Origin of the sequence: Paenibacillus sp. FSL M7-0656, assembly GCF_038003225.1 — a bacterium.
Classification (GTDB): Bacteria; Bacillota; Bacilli; order Paenibacillales; family Paenibacillaceae; genus Paenibacillus; species Paenibacillus amylolyticus.
This window is the reverse complement of sequence record NZ_JBBOOT010000001.1, coordinates 2138422-2157066: the sequence shown is the minus strand read 5'-3', so window position 1 is coordinate 2157066 and position 18645 is coordinate 2138422. Positions and strand designations below refer to the sequence as shown.

Here is an 18645-nt window from a genome sequence, read left to right as displayed (position 1 = left end):
TTCTTTTTGTTTTTAAAATAATGATTTCATAAGAAAGGAGATGTTTGATTTTGCCAAAAGTTATAACTACATTGAACCCTAATGATATGGGCGCAGGGAACGTTTTGAAAAATGGGAATTTAACAGTCACTAATACTCAGACAACAAGTGTACGCGCTACACACGGAAAAACATCTGGGAAATGGTACTGGGAAGTTAAGTTTGATGCTGGTAATAATAACTATATGTTAGGAGTTTCAAATAAATCATACCCTATTGATTCATTAGTCCCAAACAACGCGAATTGGAGAGCATATTATGGAGCTAATGGATATAAGTTGCCAGCATATGTAACATATGGGTTGTCATCTGTAGCTGGAGATGTAATAGGTATAGCTCTAGATATTGATAGTGGGACTATAAGTTTTTATAAAAACGGTGTCAGCATGGGGGCATCTCATACCGACTTAAAACAATTAGGCGAAGTGTTTGCAACGTTCAGTTCGTATATCACTGACACTAAAACAATGACATTTAATTTCGGTGCTTCGCCATTCCTTTATGCTGTTCCGAGTGGGTTTCAACCTTATAATGGCTTGAATGTGGTTAAAATCTTACTTTCATCTGGTGATAAAATAAGTTCATATGTATCAAAAGTGTCTTCTGGAAATTTAATGATACCGCAAATGTCGTCTAATACTAGCAATGGAATTACATTGACTAGCGATCAGTGGACATCGCGTCCGGCTTGGCAAGCATTTGATAGAAATAGTCCTATCTACTTATCGAATACACCTATAAATACAAACGCTTGGGTTGTTATTCATATGCCAAATAATATAGACACTCCTTATTCATATCGAATCACAGGGTTTATAACTGGCGTAAACGATCTTGCACTTGCACCGAAAGATTGGAATTTATATGGAGGATCAGACGGGATAAGTTGGGAACTCTTAGACACTCAAACAGGTGTAACTAATTGGTTAGCAAATGAAGTAAAAGAATTCAAGTTAAAGGTAAACGCTTCTCATCAATATTATAAAATCGAAATAACTCAAACTGATGATGGAGTTGGAAGAAAAGCACTGCCAGAGTTTAATATGATCGCTTCTAAAGGTGCAGAATCTTATAAGGTTATTAATAAAAATGCTCCAAATGAAAAAATATTTATTGATCACGGCATTACAACAGATTTAAATTTAACGAAGACATTTTCTAAGAAAACTTTAGTCGAATTTAACATCAATACTTTAACTTCAGGAAAAACTTATCAACACTCAATTGATTTGTCAAAACGCCGAGTGGATAAAATTACGCTTGGCTAAATTTATGAGGAACACATCTATATTATGGTGACTCTATTTTATTTTGAAAGGAGATGTATGAATGGCTGTATTAAAACAACCCCTAGTAAATCCCGAGTCAGGATGGAATAGGTATGATGATAACGACTCAAGATTTAGCTTTGTAAATGGCACATGGTCAAACTCGGCTGGTGGAACACAAGATTACAACACTACTACAATGTCAACCTTAACATCAAACTCAGAAGTTAGATTTAATATGACTGGAAATAAATTGAGGATTATATGTCAGACATGGACTAGTTTTTCAAATAGCATCGAGGTTTGGATTGATGGAAAATTTGTTGACAGTTTTACTACCGCGTTCTCTATAAATTCTGCAAATGGATATCGTGTGCTAGTATTTGAGAAGTTAAATATCGGTGAAGGCGAACATTTTGTTAAACTGATAACAAAGCAAGCTTTCACCTTTAGGTTTGATGCTGTAGATATTGATTCAAGTGCAACTCTGAAAGCATATAAGGAGCCTGTCAGTAAATTCTTGATTTCATCTGAAGATAAGACATATTCATTGTACAAAGTGGTCGGCAAGCCCTTAATTCCATTGATGGATGCGTATGATGATGGGGTTGGTAGCGTTATTGGATCAGCAAGTTATTCAACAGGTTACACTTGGAAGGCTTTTGATAATGATGATACTACCGCTTATGGCACTAACTTCACACCAGACTCGTCAAAACCAATTTATGTAGGCTTCAGATTCAATGATCCTGTGTGTGTAAAAAGATATTCTTTTTTAGCTGGTCTAAGAACATTTAAATTCATGGCATCTAATAATGGTACTACTTGGGATACCCTTGACACCAAAACGTCATTAGTATCGAATACTTCAACAACACAGGCGTTTGATATACAGAATGATAAGCTTTATAGCTATTACAAACTAGAAGCGACATTAGCGACTAGTGGAAATGCTTGGGTGAGCATTTTCTCTGTTCAGTTTTATGGATTGATGCCTTCTATTCTGTTAGAATGTCCTTCTAGCGAGGACAGCTATATTCAAAATGGTATAGATAAAGGATTTCAAATTGATACAGTTGAAGAATTGAACGTTAAACAACATATTAAAGAAGATTCAATTCCGCTAGGATCAGGCAAACTCTTCAGACAACCAATCGACAGGGAGAAGCATCAAGCAAGCAAGATTATATTTGGCTAAATTTCATGAACACATCTACATGATGTGTTTTATTTGTTTTGAAAGGGGATGTTTAAATGGCGAAATACAGTAACGATATTCTTCCAATTTTTACGTCTGCAAGTCCTGTAGATGGTGTATCAATAACAGCAACACCATACGTTTCTGGATTTGAAGGTTGGAGAATACTTGCGTCTTCAGGCAATGGATGGTATCCCAACAACTCTACATCTGGAAGAGATAATGGTGTTATTATTATTGAGTTGGGCAAACAAAGGAAGATCGGAAAATATGAAATTGAGAGTGGGAGCTATTTTCCGAAAACATGGACAGTGCAAGGTAGTAATACAGGACTTTTTTCTGGCGAACAAGAAGTACTTGCAACTGTATTGGATAGTGGAACTGCACCAGATACCATAGTGACTAAGACTTTTATTATTGAAAATCCTAAAAGTTACAGATACTATAAGTTCGATATTACTAAATCGGCTACAGGTACATTTCTTCAAGTGCGTAAGATAAAGATGATGGAAATGCTTCCAGAACATAAATTCTTAATTTCATCTGGCGCAGAAACATTTTCTGTCTTTTGTGGAATAAAAAGTAATGAAACATCTATACCAAAAATGACTTCTGATACAGCACCATCTGGCAGGGCTTTTGCTAAAAGTATTTATAACGCATCTTATGCACCATGGAAAGCATTCAATGGAATTGATGATGTAGAAGGATATGCTTCACTCAGTGGCAGTGCCGGAGTTGGATATCTAGGATATGAATTTCCTGAAGCTATCTCCTTGTATAAATATGTAGTTAGATCAAGTGCTTCAGATCATCTAAATAAAATGCCAAAGAATTGGACGTTCGAAGGTTCGAATGATGGAACTAATTGGTTTATGCTGGATACGCAGAGCAATCAGACTTGGACAACTCAATATACCGATAAGATATATCTATTAGATGAACTTATCCAATACATGAAATTCAAGATGTATCGTTTGAATTGGACAGCTAATAATGGATTTCAAAATTATACAGATATTAATGAGTTGAAAATGTTTGAAATAATTGTACCAAAATATATCAAACTCCCTTCTACATCCGAAGAAATGTTTGTTAGATATGGAATGGAAAAAGGAGATAATATTGATTTGTTTGCAGATACTGGCTCAGTCAGTGTTATAAATATTTCACCTGAAACACTTGGTTCAGGCAAAGTGTTTAAGCAAAAAATAGACACCTCGAAAATACCAATCAAGAAAGTATCAATCACATAACTATGTGAAATGATTGTTTGATTTAAATTTAGAAAGGAGTGTTGAGAGAATGGCTACAATAGGACAACCCCTGCAGTCGCCAGAATCGGGTTGGCAGAGAATCGATGATCGACATGAGCTAATTGTCTACACTGGAAGTAGCTGGTCAAAACCGGCATCTAGTGACTTATATAACGGCACAGCAATGTTAGCATCGACTAATGATAGTACAGTTAGATTCACCTTTAAGGGTACTAAAATTAGATTGATTGGTGCTCAGTATACAACTGGGAGTAGTGATATTAGTGTTATCATAGATGGAGTAGTTGAAAAAACCACTCAGAATGCTGGATTAGTTTATCAAGTTCTTACTTATGAAAAGCTAGGTTTGATTAATAAAGTTCACACTGTTGAAATTAAAAATAATCAAAACGCAAATATTTGGATAGATGCTATTGATATTGATAGTTCTGGTGAATTCGGTGCTACTGGCTTGTACAAAACGCTAGTCTTCCATGCCGATCAATATAAATATATCAATGGTACGAACTGGGCAACTCTGATGAATACTATTCCAACGGAAAATGATTATAAAGAATTCGGGATAGATGATATCACTACTATTCCAGAAGACATGTGGATGAAGTTGGTAGGCGAAATAGAATTTTGTTATTACACAACAGATTCAAGAGTTTCGAATGCATCCTTTAACATCGAAACCGAACCTTTTACTCTCGAAGAGGAGTGGGCAGACAAGGATATTGAAGTACTTTATTATACAGACGATCCCAATGCAACAGAATCGGTGGTAACAATCGAAACTGATCCCTTCACCCTAGCCGAAGAATGGGAAGACAAAGAGATCAAAATCATCGAATACACTGATGACCCGAACCAAACCGAATCGACCATTACAATCGAAACCGAACCGTTTACCCTCTACGACGAGTTGGGCGATAGTGTGGATGTTCTATACTACACGGACGATCCATCCAAAACTTCAGCGGAACTAAATATCACGGCTAACTACTCCCCATTGGATGAACTTGAGGGAGATTTTGACGTGGTTACGTGGACGAATGATGAAGAGGTAATTGCCGGAAATCGGGACATGATGCTAACGTATGACGCGCTACCGTTTGAACAATTAATTGTGCAACCAACAGACATAGCGTTATATGGAGACGTGAAAAAGGTTGTCGCTACGAAAGTAACGGAGAACAGTCCGGAAGGTATATTAAGAATGGCTGCTTCGTTCGACTCAGGGCTCACATGGAAGACATACCGTTTCAACAAGTGGCTTGATCTGGATATCCAGGATACAACGTTATTCAAAAGAAAAGGAATGAACCTGGACACACTCAACGCCATCCCTGAAAAGGATCTAATAGCTTTAACTCGAATTGCCTACTACTTCGATAGCAGTAAGCACTATGAAAACAGCTATTCGCTTGACGAAGTGAAGATGGTCGTTGATGCACCGCGACATGCAGTGGAGTTTAGAGATATGTCACTGCAACTGTTAAACACCACAGCCACAATCGACCTGACCTTCTCTGGTAACAAACTTACAGGTGTGCTGGATGATACAGATCAGGGCAAGGTTAAGTACCGCGTGTTGTTGAACGGTAAAACGTATTATCCGGCGGATGGCAATTTTACGCGACTAGCAGCTTCACCATTCAATATTGAACTCAATATTGACGAGAGAAATGTTAATTTTGGCGTAGAGAATACCTTGAAGGTTGAATTTCAGGATTATTGGGGTGCCGTAGACTCACGGGAAATCAAGTTTATCGGATCGTATTCAGGATTAATGTTTATGGACGAGTCTGGAGATTTTCTTTCAGATACCTTTGGTGGTATTTTGAAAAAACTTGATTATGGGGTGATCATTGCCGGACAGACGACGTTAACAAAGAAAGTCAGAATCAAAAACTTGCTTGGTTATGCTGTGGATCATGTTTACCTGGAGATGGATAAGAAATTCGAAACGGATGGTGTTGAAGTCCAATTATCCAGACAGGCCGACCCGTTTCTTCCGATCGATTATCTGACCTATGGTCTGATTCAACCGGAGGATAGCATCGATTTTTATATTCGTATCGCAACGGATATTCATGCCAAGCCGAATCCTAATGGCAATTTTGAAATGAAGGTCACAGCAGACCGGGTGTAGCTCTCAATACAATGAGACAGGAAGTGAGTGGAATTAATAACGGGGAGACTCTATTAGATAGTTATATACATATTAAAAGTCCGGAAAATCGTTTTACAGCAAAGTATATTCTGTACAATCAGGTGGATGAAGAACTGTCTTCAACCCTAATAGCTGCTACAAGAAAAGTGTCCGAGATCGTCTCTAGTGTATCCGTACGTGTCAGACGGTCACAGGAATTGAGCAATTCGCTATCGGTGATGTACAGGTCGCAAGGAGATCTGGGCGCAACCATTCAAGCGGCATCCAAAGTTGATCTTGAAGGCATGTTGTACGTTCGCCCACATAACCGTGCACACGGCAAATATGAATTACTGGAAGCACCGCGTGTAACTGTTAATCTTAAGCCTGTTGCTGATGCGACCACACGAAGCCAAACTCACCTGCAGACGCTCAACTTTGGTGATACACAGCGTATGATGATCGGTAGAGACGAGATAGAGCAATTCGAATCGTTTATACATTTCGGTGATTTGGATACTAGAATACCTGATCTGTTATATCTGGAAGACGCTAAATTGAGGTTATATTACACAGGAACCCTGGCACCTGGAGCACACATTGAGCTGCATCAGCCTGATACGTTGTGGCGTGAGTACGGGATTACGTATGCGAACAGACCTCAGTCCATTCAGCTCTTATCGTCCAGTTATATCCTGGATACGACTGAACGTTATGTTGAGTTTGATATGATGGCATTGCTTCGAATGTGGAGAGAAGGTATTCTTTCGAATGTTGGAATGATTATTCAGTCTAGCGGTAACACGCCGATATATTTCAACACTCGTGAATCTTCCAAACCACCTGTTTTGCAGATCAAATATATCACTTCTCAAATCTATTCCATTGGTCGAACCGAAATCGAAAGTGAAATTTTTATTTATGGTGCAGGTCACAAGGACATAGCTTCAACGTTAGTTGTACACAGTGATATTGGGCTGGACTGGCTCAAATCTCAGTTGTACGTCCACCGTTATGAGGATCACATGCATCATGATATACCTCAAGTAATCGCGGTCAGCCGTCCGTACCTGGATGTAGATCTGACAATAGCTAAACGTATAGATGCAGAACTAGGTTCGAACATTTCTATTGCTGAAAGTAGGACAGAAGAGAAGGAAACATGGGTTTCTATTTCTAAGCCCGAGCTTCATGCGCAGTTCATTACTGCTATACGAACAACTAAGGATACAGACGGTAATCTTGCCGTTAGAACAGGTCTAGACGACGAAAAAACTGTAGAAATCGCAGTGTCTCATCCTGACTTGCCTTCAGTCATTACGGTAGATAGACAAATGTCTCTAGTCAGTACGTTAACGATATCACAGCTGCTCGATGATGGACGGGATACGAGTTTAATTGTATCCATACCTGATCTTCATGCTTCATTGGAAGTCTCCAATTATATAAAAGCAACTTCAACGTTGGGGTCTTTGCTTACGGTCATGTACGACGGTGATTCGACTGTGATTTCGGAGATTAGGGTTAATAACCCTGATCTGAATAGTGTTCTTCAAGTCAGAGCATTAGATCATGATGAGAGGGCAGGCAGTCTTGAGATTCCTTATTTGGAAGAACAGCTTGGGCAATTATATATTTCAAGACCTGATGTGCTTTCCAGCATTGAGGTCAAGTATATGGATGTTTTGGATGCACACATTAGTATCAAGGAAAGAGAATACTTGGATAGCTATCTTCAGGTGCGAGATTGGAAGGATATGCAGTCTACAGTAGATGTGAGACAGATTGTCGATATGGCTACTGAAGTGACAATTTCCAAGCCTGATCTGGCCGCGTATGTCTTACCAAGAGTTATTGCGAATGTAGAGTTAGATTCGATCACAAGTATCCGTAAACGGGATGCCGGTGATTTAGTGACCACAGTAATTGTGAAGAGTCCAGGAAATCAAGCGTATTTTTACATTTTATAAAATGAGTACATCATCAAAGAGGGCGTTGGCCCTCTTTTTTTTTACGTTTAGGCTCATGTCCATCCCTAAGCATCTGTACTTTATTGTGTAACAGTCGTCTTCTCGTTATGATACAATGTGTTCATCACACATTAAGGAATGAAGACCATGCATCAAGGGGACAGTGTATTTGAACAGATTATGAAGCAGAAAAGATTGAAGCCTATCAAGCCTGAAACTACAAAAGTTCTAGTTAAACCAATACATAAAAAGAAACTAGCTCAGGAGCAATTAAGTGATATGGATGTCCAGTTCAAAAAGTCGGTAGCTGAATCAATAGATCGAAGTGTACTTCATAGACGTGTACTGGGGATTAGAAGAGAGTTAATGGAGATAAGACGATTAAAGAATGATGAGCAAATGTTTTAAGGTAGGCTGGACACAATGACATACAGTTTTCACGGCTCAAATATGATTAGTGTACCTAAAAAGCATGTATGTTCAACATACTACCTGTTAAATTAAACCGAGTATAGGACTACTAAGTTTACTGCATAATTGCAGATTAAGTTTATGTTTTTGCTTAAAAACGACCTCTTTCAATTTTTAATATAGGTGCTAGTCACCGTCATTGTGACGGAGAACTTTAATTATCTCACGACAATCTTAACCAACGAGATTCGTCTTATATAAATATTGAAACTCTAGTGTTAATCTGAGAACAGGTATTCTTTTGTTAACTTTATGAAATCTACCTGAAAGTAATCGGACTCAAAAGTAACAACGAATGTATACTTTTAAATCCGAGTTGAGCTTACTATGGGTATAACCACAGGAATCATTTTTTTAATAAATAAATCAACTGCAATTATCCTTTTTATAAATGTCCTTGAAAGTGTGAGGAGGACATTTGAGAGAAATAAATTCAATGATCTCTTTTTCAAGCTATATCAGTAAAGATGTACATAATTGCTAGTATTACTATGACAGCAAGAACGGCCCATAGTAGGGTATATTTTTTCATATTATCCTCCACCTTCTTGATGATAATTTAGTATAAATGTTTCAAATCACCCAATTAATGGTAACGTATATAAATCACCATGCCAATACTAATATATTAACCAAATGGGAGGAAATGATTCAATGTTAAGGAAATTCTCAAAGAGTGCTCTTGCACTAATTCTAGTAACAACGATATTTGCATCCATGGCATCTGCGAAAGATACTCCTGAACCTGAAGTATATACACCTGAGAAATATACAGAGTATTTGATACAACTTATTAATGATGGGGATACTGGAGCTACTCAGACATTAGAGCAGTTTAATAGTTTACCCACAACTAAACAAAAAGCTTTCTTAAGTTTTATTTTTTCAGAAGAATATGTAAATGCAATGAGCGAAATGTTGTCTGGTAACGAAACTTCATCGTATAAAAGCTCTAATCAAGAAATACCAATTGAAATAGAGTCCAGTTCTACTGATCAAGTTCAAGCAAATCAATTATCAGCTGGCGCTTTTGCGGCTAGAGCTAATCAAGCGGCATCGGTGAGCAGGTCAGAGAAATTGAGCATATTTGGTGTAGATACATCCACAATAACTTTGACAGTTAGTTGGGAGCACAATGGAAATGCAGCTGTTAAGCCTCTTCAAGTAATCCAAGGACATCTAAATCGGAATCCAGGATTCACTCTAAGTGAGACATCAAATAATAGTCCGGGGTACATTTCAGAGGGATACTTTAATGCCACAGGGACTTGGACTATGCGAGCAACCGCATCTTTAGGTTTTGTTAGTGATACATTAGGAATTAACATTAAAGCTTCAACACCGTCTAATAAGTATTACTATACAACTTCTACTAAAAAAAATATGAATGCCACCAATGGTTGGGTGAAGTATTAATCATAGTTAAAATTTTTGGTATGGTGATGCGCAAGGGGGGAGTGCTCCCCTTGTATAATTTAAATTTATACTATCATCAAAAAATGATTGATCATGCTGTACGATATCAAGTCTTATTATTCAGAGGTTACAGTTAAACCTCAGGGTTTATTTTGCTTCCTCCTAGTCCTCTGGCCGCGGGCTTCCAATGAAAATCTGAATGGCTTGCTTCAGGAGTTTTTCATGAAAGGCACCGCTCTCTCAAATGGAGGATACAGATCTCGCCGGTTCACTGTTTCTTTAAAGTTTGGATATTTCCCTATGAAATTTCCCCATTCATTTTGAGCCATTTTATAGTCCGATAATCATGCTCATTCCCACTTTTAGGTAATACTTGGCAGTCAAAATATCAATTCCTCCATATTCTTCTATAATGTATCATGACAAACACTGTCTGAACTGTAAGTACCTACATTTTCTCAACCACGGCAGGTGTCCACACGACAATCCAGAATGAGGCATACAATTATCGTGACCTGTGGAAGAGGAGGTGGATCGGGAAATTATGGTGACGATGGAGCCTATTGTAGTTGGAGAACATGTATTAGTTGGGGTAGAAGTCAAGCTGCCCAAAACAACGTTGCTGACCATTAACACATCCAAAGGATATATCATGTGCGGAGCACTCGACGTGGGATTACTTAATGAGAAGCTCGGGGATCGCAAAATTATTGCAGCTCGGGCGGTTGGTGTGCGTACACTGGAGCAATTGTTGCATGCACCTATGGAGTCGGTGACAACAGAAGCCGAGGCCATGGGCATTACGGTTGGCATGACGGGTGTAGAGGCTTTGTTGAAAATGATCTAAGCACTAACAAAAGGGCTCCCTATGGGAAGCCCTTATTTAACGCCGTAATACAGAGCCTGGCACATCGTAGCTCCCACCTCTATACACACGAACGCTTTCTATTAAATTAAGCTTCTTCCTTCGCGAACAAGGCAGCCAGATTTTCTTGGAAAGGTGCGCGAACAACGCCTTTTTCCGTGATAATAGCTGTTACATATTCGTTAGGCGTTACGTCAAATGCTGGATTGTATACTTTAACACCTTGCGGTGCTGTACGTTTACCAAATCCTTCGGTCACTTCTTCCGCAGCGCGTTCTTCAATCGGAATCAGGTCCCCGGATGGAGTGGACAAGTCGATGGTCGACAATGGGCTGGCTACATAGAACGGAATATTGTGAGCTTTGGCAAGCACAGCCACGCTGTATGTTCCGATTTTGTTAGCTACATCGCCATTCGCAGCAACACGATCAGTTCCGACGATAACGGCTTGAATCCAGCCTTTGGACATCACCATGCCTGCCATGTTATCACAGAGCAGCGTAACGTCAATGCCGGCTTGCTGTAACTCAAATGCAGTCAGGCGTGCACCTTGAAGTACGGGACGAGTTTCGTCTGCAAATACCTTCAGGTGAATGCCACGTTCCTGTGCGAGATACATTGGAGCAGTTGCCGTACCATATTTCGCAGTAGCCAGTCCACCTGCATTACAGTGAGTGAGTACACCCATACCATCTTCGAACAATGGCAGTGCATTCTCACCGATCATGCGGCATACTTCTTCGTCTTCTTTCTGAATCAACAGAGCTTCTACTTCAAGAGCATCATTGCCCTCATCCAGGCTCAGGCCGGATTCAACGACCTCATTTGCTTTTTGCATCATGCGATCCAGTGCCCAGAAAAGGTTCACCGCTGTTGGTCGGGAAGTAGCCAGATGAGCACATATGGATTTTACGTGATCCAACCAACCTTGAACGGTTGTTCCGTCATATGATTTGGCACCCAATACAACACCAAATGCAGCAGCAATACCAATCGCCGGAGCACCGCGCACTTTCATGGAGTGGATGGATTCCCATACTTCCTCGGGTGTATACAATTTCAACATGAGGATCGTTTCGGGCAGCAGACGCTGGTCAAGCATTTCAAGCTTGTCCTTTTTCCAGATGAGAGAGGACAGAGGCTGATATTCAGGGGTTGTCATGGGTGGTTCCTCCGTTCCTTATGTTAAACCTTAGTAGTAGTAACAGCTGTGGATACAATATCCAGTACTTCGCCGATGGTATTCAAGCGACGATTGTTCTTGATCAATGCTTTACCAATGGCCAATGATTTACGCTGAGCATGTTCACGTTCAGTCGCATTTGGAATGGTATCTATATCCGCCACGTGAGCGAGTCCCACGATACGACGAACCATTTTGGCACCTGCGAAGCCAATGGAATCTCTGAACAATTGTTGCACATATAGATCCTGATACCCTGGCGTTTTTGCCATCGGATCAACGAGGTCATTAACCCAGAGGGCACGGAAACGAGATTCGAATTCAGTCCATACATCACGAACCATATTCAGCAAAAGCGTCTCACGCTCACGCAAAGCAGTCTCATCCTGAATCCATCCTGGCAGGGATGCGTAATTCAAGAGCAGGTTCGCAAGGACTGCACCGACATCAAATCCCATGGGGCCGTAATATGCAAATTCGGGATCGATGACCTTGGTTGATTCAGGTGTAACAAAAATACTGCCTGTATGCAGATCTCCATGAAGCAATGCCTGCCCATGTGTTAGGAATTTTTCCCGCAGTAAGGCCACTTCAAGGTGAAGTTCTCCATCTGTGCGGAGGGCTTCAGCCTCGTCCTCAATGGAAACATCATAATTATTTTTCTCAGCGATCCGGTAGGGTTCATCAAAGATCAGATCCTCCGTTATTTTGCATTGGTCCGGATTAATGAATCTGCCCTGTTGTTCCTTCTTCAATTGCTGATCCATGCCCAAGTCTGATGTGAAGAACAACGTTCTTGCCATGAATTCCCCGATATGCTGTGCAAAAAGAGGATAGGAAACACCTTCGATCAGGCCTTTACGCATGATCACATGATCACTCAGATCTTCCATAACCGTTAACGCGAGGTCATCATCGTAATGATACACTTCGGGTACCATCCCTGGACACAGACGATACTCTTCCTGCAGAATCTCACGTTCAATGCGGGCACGTACCAGAGAGAGCGGCCATGATTCTCCAACCACTTTCGCATAAGGAAGCGCCTGTTTGATAATGATACTTTTATCGGAGTTCTGATCCGTGATGTGGAATACCAAATTCAGATTGCCATCGCCGATCTCGTGACAATCCAGATTCGCATCTGCCGCAAATGGACCCGGTAATGTTTTGGCCAGTTCAATTGCATCCTGGGGGGTAAACGGGCGATATTGGGACAAAGGTGCCACCTCCATATATATGAAGAAACAGGAAAACCCACTTCTTTGCTTGGTATATGTCAGTATATCGGAAATAACGCGGTTTTTGAACTTTTTTTTGAGACAAGTCAAGTCGATCCTGATTCGAACTTCCGGTTCAAGGGTAAAAACAAATAGGCCGGACGGTTGAGAGAAACGCCGTTAACAAGCCTCTCCACTACATGTGGTGACACATTATTAACTCTCTGTTATGCATTGCGGGACAACCTGCTTATCATGGCATGACAGACTAATTTTAAATAAAGGATGGGATTAATATGGCTACAAAAAACAAAACAGATCAAGCAAAATCGGTGGAACAAGTACTTAATCGTCAGGTAGCTAACCTGAACGTATTGTATGTTAAAATCCATAACTATCACTGGTACGTTAAAGGACCTAACTTCTTCACGTTGCATGTGAAATTCGAAGAGTTCTACAACGAAGTTACAGTACAAATGGATGAAATCGCAGAGCGTATCCTTACGCTGAAAGGTAGCCCGGCGGCTACAATGAAAGAGTATTTGGAGCTTTCCTCTATCCAGGAAGCAGCAGGCGGAGAAGACGCAAAAACAATGGTGCAAAACCTGATCGAGGACTTCGCTACACTTTCGAATGAATATCAGGAAGGTATCGAAGTTGCAGATGCAGCTGAAGATCAACCAACATCCGATATGCTGACAGGTTTCAAGGCTGACCTGGAGAAACACATGTGGATGCTTCGCTCTTTCCTGGGTTAATATAGGTAAGATTTTGCCTAATACAAATGGTCTCTTACGTAAGCTTTCTGAGCCCGGATCATGTTGTCAGAAACGCCCTGAGCGTCTATACTGCTGACAAGAACGATAGGGGAGGGGACCGCTTATGTTAGAACCAACGATACCGGCTTTAAAAGAATGGGCTTCTGCAATCAAAGCACTGGAAACGGGTCGCCAGATTATGGTGATGCGCAAAGGCGGGATTGTAGAGGAAACCCGACATTTTGAGCTGAAAAGTCCAGCGTTTTATCTGTATCCGACTTATGAACATCAGCGTAAAGAACTGATTAAGTCCTCGGATCAATCCTATGTTGAAGAATCACTGGCCGAATGGGTGCCCGAAGCTTCGACAATCCGTATTACTGCATATGCCGAAGTAACGCAGGATCTGGAGATACGAGATCAGGAGATGCTGGATCGACTTCTTGACTTTCATATGTGGACAGCGGATTTTGCCGAAGACCGTTTGAAATGGAAACGTAAAGATCCGCTCCATGTATTGATTTTACGTGTGTACCTTTTGAAAGAACCGATGGAAATCCCCGTACTGCCTGAATATAATGGTTGCCGTTCATGGATTTCTATTCCGAATGGTCCGGTGCCGCGCGAAATGACGCCGGTGGTGGACGTTGCGGATTTTGACGAACAGGTACAGAAGATTAACGAGATGCTCAAATTGTAATGGTAACATTATTTAACGGAGGGACTTGTCCATAATATGGATGAGTCCTTTTTTTAGATTAGTGTACAGCAGATGGCATAAAAGCTTGAATTGCTGTGATTTTTCTCACTGTGCATTTGTGCTTAAGATGTTTTCTGATTTGATTCAATTTGTCTTTTACTATAGAATCAGAAAGAATAAGGTTTCATGCAAGGGACAAAGGTTCTTAGGAAATGACTTGATTATCATTGAGAATCAGTTTAGAATTATTCTAAAGTGTTCTTGCTTTAAGAATCGAGTACAGGAGAAATTCAGGGGAAGCCCTGTTCAGATATAATAGGCGCTTTTTCGTTTTCGACAACTAACATCAATTTAATCAATGGAGGGAAACAATACACATGGCTACGAATTTCGTCATTGAAGGTCTGAAAGCGACGATCGAAGGTAAGGAAATCCTGAAAGGCATCAACCTGGAAATGAAAGGTGGAGAAATCCACGCAATCATGGGACCAAACGGAACAGGTAAATCCACTCTGGCTTCTGCATTGATGGGTCACCCTAAATATGAAGTAACAGAAGGTAAAATTACACTTGATGGTGAAGATGTATTGGATATGGCTGTAGATGAGCGCGCACGTGCAGGTCTCTTCCTGGCTATGCAATACCCAAGTGAAATTGCAGGTGTTACTAACTCCGACTTCTTGCGTAGTGCAATTAACGCACGTCGTGGCGAAGGTAACGAGATCTCCCTGATCAAGTTCATTCGTCAAATGGAAGGTAAAATGAAAGAACTCGACATGAACCCTGAGTTTGCTCACCGTTACCTGAATGAAGGTTTCTCCGGTGGTGAGAAAAAACGTAACGAGATTCTGCAAATGATGCTGCTTGATCCGAAAATCGTAGTACTTGATGAAATTGACTCCGGTCTGGACATCGATGCTTTGAAAATCGTGGCTGACGGTGTGAATGCTATGAAGAGCGAAGACCGTGGCTTCCTGATCATCACTCACTACCAACGTCTGTTGAACTACATTACGCCTGACTATGTTCACGTAATGATGCAAGGTCGTATCGTGAAATCCGGCGGACCTGAATTGGCTCACCGTCTGGAAGCGGAAGGGTATGACTGGGTAAAGGCAGAGCTGGGAATTACAGACGAAACTGTAGGCCAAGAAGCGTAAAGACAAAACGGAGGAGGATTAATTAATGACTACACAAACAATTCTTCCGGTTGAATCTGAAGCGCTTCGCGCCTTGTCGGAAAGCAACAATGAACCCGGCTGGTTGACCGAACAGCGGCTTGAAGCTTTAAAGCTTGCGAGCGGGCTTGCGCTTCCTAAACTGGAAAAACAAAAAATCGAACGCTGGAATGTCAGCGAGTACGGAACATATAAAACAAGTGAAGCTATTTCTTCTTTGACAGAAGTACCTGCTTCTATCAAAGATCTGGTTCAGGATCAAGCTGAAGGCAGTCTGGTTATCCAGCGCAATTCCGGTACGGTATACTCCAAGGTGTCTGCTGATCTGGCAGCAAAAGGAGTTATCTTCACGGATCTGGCTACAGCGGTTCGCGAACATGGCGATCTGGTAAAACAATATCTGAACACAGCAGTGAAAGCGGATGAGCATTCCCTCGCTGCATTGCATGCAGCACTTTGGAATGGCGGGGTCTTCCTGTATGTTCCGAAAAATGTCGAAATCGAAGTACCACTGCAAGCAGTGTTGCTTACGGACGACGCATCTGCAACGTTTGCACCTCACGTGCTTGTAGTTGCAGAAGCAAACAGTTCAGTAACTTATGTTGATAACTATGTATCTGGCGAATTGTCCGCACCTGTTTTCCATAATGGTGTTGTGGAAGTATTCGCAAAGTCCGGTGCTAAAGTACGTTTCGCATCGGTTCATCAACTGAGTGTAAATGTAACTGATGTTTCATTCCGTCGTGCAGTGTTGGAGAATGATGCTTCCATCGAGTGGATTGTAGGCGAAATGAACAACGGCGACACAGCGAGCAACACGATGACCGTGCTGAAAGGCAATGGATCAAGTTCTGATTCCAAAGTCATCGCTGTAGGTTCCGGTTCGCAGAAAATCAACTACACCACAGAAGCTCGTCACTTCGGCAAGAATACACCAAGCCAGATGATTACACGTGCAGTTATGCGTGAAGAAGCTTCTGCAATCATTAACGGAATCACGAAGATTGAGAAAGGCGCTACCAAAGCCGATGGACAGCAGACAGAGAAAGTATTGATGCTGAGCCCTAAAGCACGTGGAGACGCCAACCCAATCCTTCTTATTGACGAGGATGATGTAACAGCAGGTCACGCGGCTTCTGTTGGTCAAGTCAATGCCGAGCAGATTCATTACTTGATGTCGCGCGGAATTAACCGTACGGATGCCGAACGCCTGATCATCTATGGCTTCCTGGCTCCGGTGGTGGCGGATATTCCTCTGGAAGCACTGCGCACCCAATTGCAGTCCCTGATTGAGAAGAAGCTGGGACAATGAACCCGTCCATTCGCGAGCAGTTCCCGATCCTCCACCAGGAAATTAACGGACACCCGCTCGTATATTTAGATAGTGCTGCAACTTCACAGAAGCCTCATGCTGTGATTGAAGCAGTCAAACATTATTATGAGTATGAGAACTCCAACGTACACCGTGGTGTTCATACCCTTGGAAGCCGTGCAACGGACGCTTACGAAGGCGCACGTGAGAAGGTAGCCAAGTTTATCAATGCCCGCCGTACACAGGAGATTATCTTTACCCGCGGGACAACGACAGCCCTGAACCTGGTGGCTTCATCGTACGCCCGCGCCAATTGCAAAGAAGGCGATGAGATTGTTATCACGCAAATGGAGCACCATAGTAACCTGATTCCTTGGCAGCAAGTTGCCAAGGAGACAGGTGCAACATTGAAATACATTCCGCTTCAGCCTGACGGTCATATTGAATTGGCTGATGTCGAGAAGACGATTACGAACAATACTAAAATTGTAGCAATCGCTTATGTATCCAATGTTATGGGTCTGATCCATCCTGTGAAACAAATTGCTGAAATTGCACACCGCAATGGTGCTGTCATCGTTGTTGATGGCGCACAAAGCACACCTCACATGAAGGTGGACGTTCAGGATCTGGACTGTGATTTCTATGCATTATCCGGTCATAAAATGTGCGGACCAACCGGAATCGGTGCACTCTACGGCAAAAAGGCGCTGCTGGAGTCCATGGAACCCATTGAGTTCGGTGGTGAAATGATTGATGATGTGGGTCTGTACGAATCCAACTGGAAAGAGCTTCCCTGGAAGTTCGAAGGTGGAACCCCGATTATCGCAGGTGCGGTAGGGTTGGGAGCTGCCATTGATTTTCTGGAGCAGATTGGTATGGATGAGATCGCACATCATGAGAGTGTGCTGGCAGCTTATGCAACAGAACGACTGGCCGAGATCGATGGGTTAACCATCTATGGCCCAGCCAAGCGGCATGTGGGTGTTGTTACCTTTAATCTGGGGGATGTTCATCCGCATGATGTGGCAACTGTGCTGGATGCGAGTGGCGTAGCCATTCGTGCCGGACACCATTGCTGTCAACCGCTAATGCGCTGGCTTGAAGTTAGCTCAACAGCTCGTGCCAGCTTCTATCTATACAATAACGAACAAGATGTAGATCGGCTTGTCAGCGCCTTAATCCAGACAAAGGAGTATTTTGGCGATGCAACTTGATGATCTGTACAGACGTGTTATAATGGACCACTACAAAAACCCGCGTAACCGCGGAACATTTGATAATGACGCTGTCACGGTGAATTTGAACAATCCAACGTGCGGCGACCGGATTTCACTGCAAATTTTGCTGAAAGACGGAATCGTCCAGGAAGCCAAATATACGGGTGAAGGCTGCTCCATCAGCATGTCCTCTGCATCGATGATGACAGAGGCCGTCAAAGGCAAAACGATGGAACAAGCACTCGATATCGCTAACCGTTTTTCCTCACTGATGAAAGGTGAAGAAGTCGATTTCGACGATTATGAAGATCTCGAAGCCCTATCCGGTGTGAACAAGTTCCCTGCACGCATCAAATGTGCCACTCTGGCCTGGAATGCATTACGCAAAGGGATTGACGAAGAGAACAAAGTACAATAACGATAGGGAGGTAGA

The 18645-nt window shown here is 41.8% G+C and carries 16 protein-coding genes; 14 read left to right on the top strand and 2 right to left on the bottom strand.

Going from position 1 to position 18645, the window contains the following annotated elements:
* Positions 1–50: 50 nt before the first annotated feature.
* The 8 genes from MHI01_RS09285 (at position 51) to MHI01_RS09250 (ending at position 10623) form a co-directional block, all read left to right on the top strand.
* The gene (locus tag MHI01_RS09285) at positions 51–1307 is read left to right on the top strand and encodes an SPRY domain-containing protein (protein ID WP_282322092.1); all 1257 of its coding nucleotides are present in this window, start codon (positions 51–53) and stop codon (positions 1305–1307) included.
* Positions 1308–1368: 61 nt separating this feature from the next.
* A complete protein-coding gene (locus tag MHI01_RS09280) occupies positions 1369–2505 on the top strand; it encodes a hypothetical protein (RefSeq protein WP_340982978.1) in 1137 nt (378 codons plus the stop codon).
* 56 nt (positions 2506–2561) lie between these two features.
* Positions 2562–3761 carry a hypothetical protein gene (locus tag MHI01_RS09275; RefSeq protein WP_282322090.1) on the top strand — a complete coding sequence of 400 codons (1200 nt, stop codon included), beginning with the start codon at positions 2562–2564 and terminating at the stop codon, positions 3759–3761.
* Positions 3762–3810: 49 nt separating this feature from the next.
* Positions 3811–5919, top strand: a complete 2109-nt coding sequence (locus tag MHI01_RS09270; protein WP_340982977.1) for a hypothetical protein — start codon at positions 3811–3813, stop codon at positions 5917–5919.
* A gap of 11 nt (positions 5920–5930) precedes the next feature.
* On the top strand, positions 5931–7889 hold the full coding sequence (locus MHI01_RS09265; protein ID WP_340982976.1) for a CBM96 family carbohydrate-binding protein: 1959 nt from the start codon (positions 5931–5933) through the stop codon (positions 7887–7889).
* Positions 7890–8027: 138 nt separating this feature from the next.
* On the top strand, positions 8028–8297 hold the full coding sequence (locus tag MHI01_RS09260) for a hypothetical protein (protein WP_164783120.1): 270 nt from the start codon (positions 8028–8030) through the stop codon (positions 8295–8297).
* A gap of 717 nt (positions 8298–9014) precedes the next feature.
* The gene (locus MHI01_RS09255) at positions 9015–9776 is read left to right on the top strand and encodes a hypothetical protein (protein ID WP_340982975.1); all 762 of its coding nucleotides are present in this window, start codon (positions 9015–9017) and stop codon (positions 9774–9776) included.
* 544 nt (positions 9777–10320) lie between these two features.
* Positions 10321–10623 carry a YunC family protein gene (locus MHI01_RS09250; protein ID WP_017689545.1) on the top strand — a complete coding sequence of 101 codons (303 nt, stop codon included), beginning with the start codon at positions 10321–10323 and terminating at the stop codon, positions 10621–10623.
* Positions 10624–10729: 106 nt separating this feature from the next.
* Here MHI01_RS09250 and mtnA read toward each other — a convergent pair whose 3' ends face one another.
* Positions 10730–11803 carry an S-methyl-5-thioribose-1-phosphate isomerase gene (gene mtnA, locus MHI01_RS09245; protein ID WP_036609936.1) on the bottom strand — a complete coding sequence of 358 codons (1074 nt, stop codon included), beginning with the start codon at positions 11801–11803 and terminating at the stop codon, positions 10730–10732.
* 23 nt (positions 11804–11826) lie between these two features.
* Complete coding sequence (gene mtnK / locus MHI01_RS09240; protein WP_036609933.1) at positions 11827–13044, bottom strand: S-methyl-5-thioribose kinase; 1218 nt, start codon at positions 13042–13044, stop codon at positions 11827–11829.
* A 296-nt stretch (positions 13045–13340) separates the two neighbouring features.
* Here mtnK and MHI01_RS09235 point away from each other — a divergent pair, with 296 nt between their 5' ends.
* From MHI01_RS09235 to sufU, 6 genes are all read left to right on the top strand, one after another.
* Positions 13341–13802: a Dps family protein gene (locus MHI01_RS09235; protein WP_017689542.1), complete on the top strand. Its 462-nt coding sequence runs from the start codon at positions 13341–13343 to the stop codon at positions 13800–13802.
* 124 nt (positions 13803–13926) lie between these two features.
* Entirely contained in the window at positions 13927–14502 is a 576-nt protein-coding gene (locus MHI01_RS09230; RefSeq protein WP_017689541.1) for a DUF1802 family protein, read from the top strand.
* A 377-nt stretch (positions 14503–14879) separates the two neighbouring features.
* Positions 14880–15662, top strand: a complete 783-nt coding sequence (gene sufC / locus MHI01_RS09225) for a Fe-S cluster assembly ATPase SufC (protein WP_127544331.1) — start codon at positions 14880–14882, stop codon at positions 15660–15662.
* Positions 15663–15687: 25 nt separating this feature from the next.
* A complete protein-coding gene (sufD, locus tag MHI01_RS09220; RefSeq protein ID WP_036609929.1) occupies positions 15688–16992 on the top strand; it encodes a Fe-S cluster assembly protein SufD in 1305 nt (434 codons plus the stop codon).
* Positions 16989–18209 (top strand): cysteine desulfurase, encoded by a 1221-nt coding sequence (locus tag MHI01_RS09215; RefSeq protein ID WP_017689538.1) that lies wholly within the window; start codon positions 16989–16991, stop codon positions 18207–18209. Before sufD ends, MHI01_RS09215 begins: the two co-directional genes overlap by 4 nt.
* On the top strand, positions 18199–18630 hold the full coding sequence (sufU, locus tag MHI01_RS09210; protein WP_017689537.1) for a Fe-S cluster assembly sulfur transfer protein SufU: 432 nt from the start codon (positions 18199–18201) through the stop codon (positions 18628–18630). Before MHI01_RS09215 ends, sufU begins: the two co-directional genes overlap by 11 nt.
* The last annotated feature ends 15 nt before the right edge of the window (positions 18631–18645 follow it).

Coding starts and splice junctions, on each gene's coding strand:
- sufU (WP_017689537.1), top strand. CDS start 18,199: ATGCAACTTGATGATCTGTACAGACGTGTTATAATGGACCACTACAAA.
- sufD (WP_036609929.1), top strand. CDS start 15,688: ATGACTACACAAACAATTCTTCCGGTTGAATCTGAAGCGCTTCGCGCC.
- MHI01_RS09255 (WP_340982975.1), top strand. CDS start 9,015: ATGTTAAGGAAATTCTCAAAGAGTGCTCTTGCACTAATTCTAGTAACA.
- MHI01_RS09230 (WP_017689541.1), top strand. CDS start 13,927: ATGTTAGAACCAACGATACCGGCTTTAAAAGAATGGGCTTCTGCAATC.
- MHI01_RS09215 (WP_017689538.1), top strand. CDS start 16,989: ATGAACCCGTCCATTCGCGAGCAGTTCCCGATCCTCCACCAGGAAATT.
- sufC (WP_127544331.1), top strand. CDS start 14,880: ATGGCTACGAATTTCGTCATTGAAGGTCTGAAAGCGACGATCGAAGGT.
- MHI01_RS09280 (WP_340982978.1), top strand. CDS start 1,369: ATGGCTGTATTAAAACAACCCCTAGTAAATCCCGAGTCAGGATGGAAT.
- MHI01_RS09235 (WP_017689542.1), top strand. CDS start 13,341: ATGGCTACAAAAAACAAAACAGATCAAGCAAAATCGGTGGAACAAGTA.
- MHI01_RS09275 (WP_282322090.1), top strand. CDS start 2,562: ATGGCGAAATACAGTAACGATATTCTTCCAATTTTTACGTCTGCAAGT.
- MHI01_RS09250 (WP_017689545.1), top strand. CDS start 10,321: ATGGTGACGATGGAGCCTATTGTAGTTGGAGAACATGTATTAGTTGGG.
- MHI01_RS09270 (WP_340982977.1), top strand. CDS start 3,811: ATGGCTACAATAGGACAACCCCTGCAGTCGCCAGAATCGGGTTGGCAG.
- MHI01_RS09260 (WP_164783120.1), top strand. CDS start 8,028: ATGAAGACCATGCATCAAGGGGACAGTGTATTTGAACAGATTATGAAG.
- MHI01_RS09265 (WP_340982976.1), top strand. CDS start 5,931: ATGAGACAGGAAGTGAGTGGAATTAATAACGGGGAGACTCTATTAGAT.
- mtnA (WP_036609936.1), bottom strand. CDS start 11,803: ATGACAACCCCTGAATATCAGCCTCTGTCCTCTCTCATCTGGAAAAAG.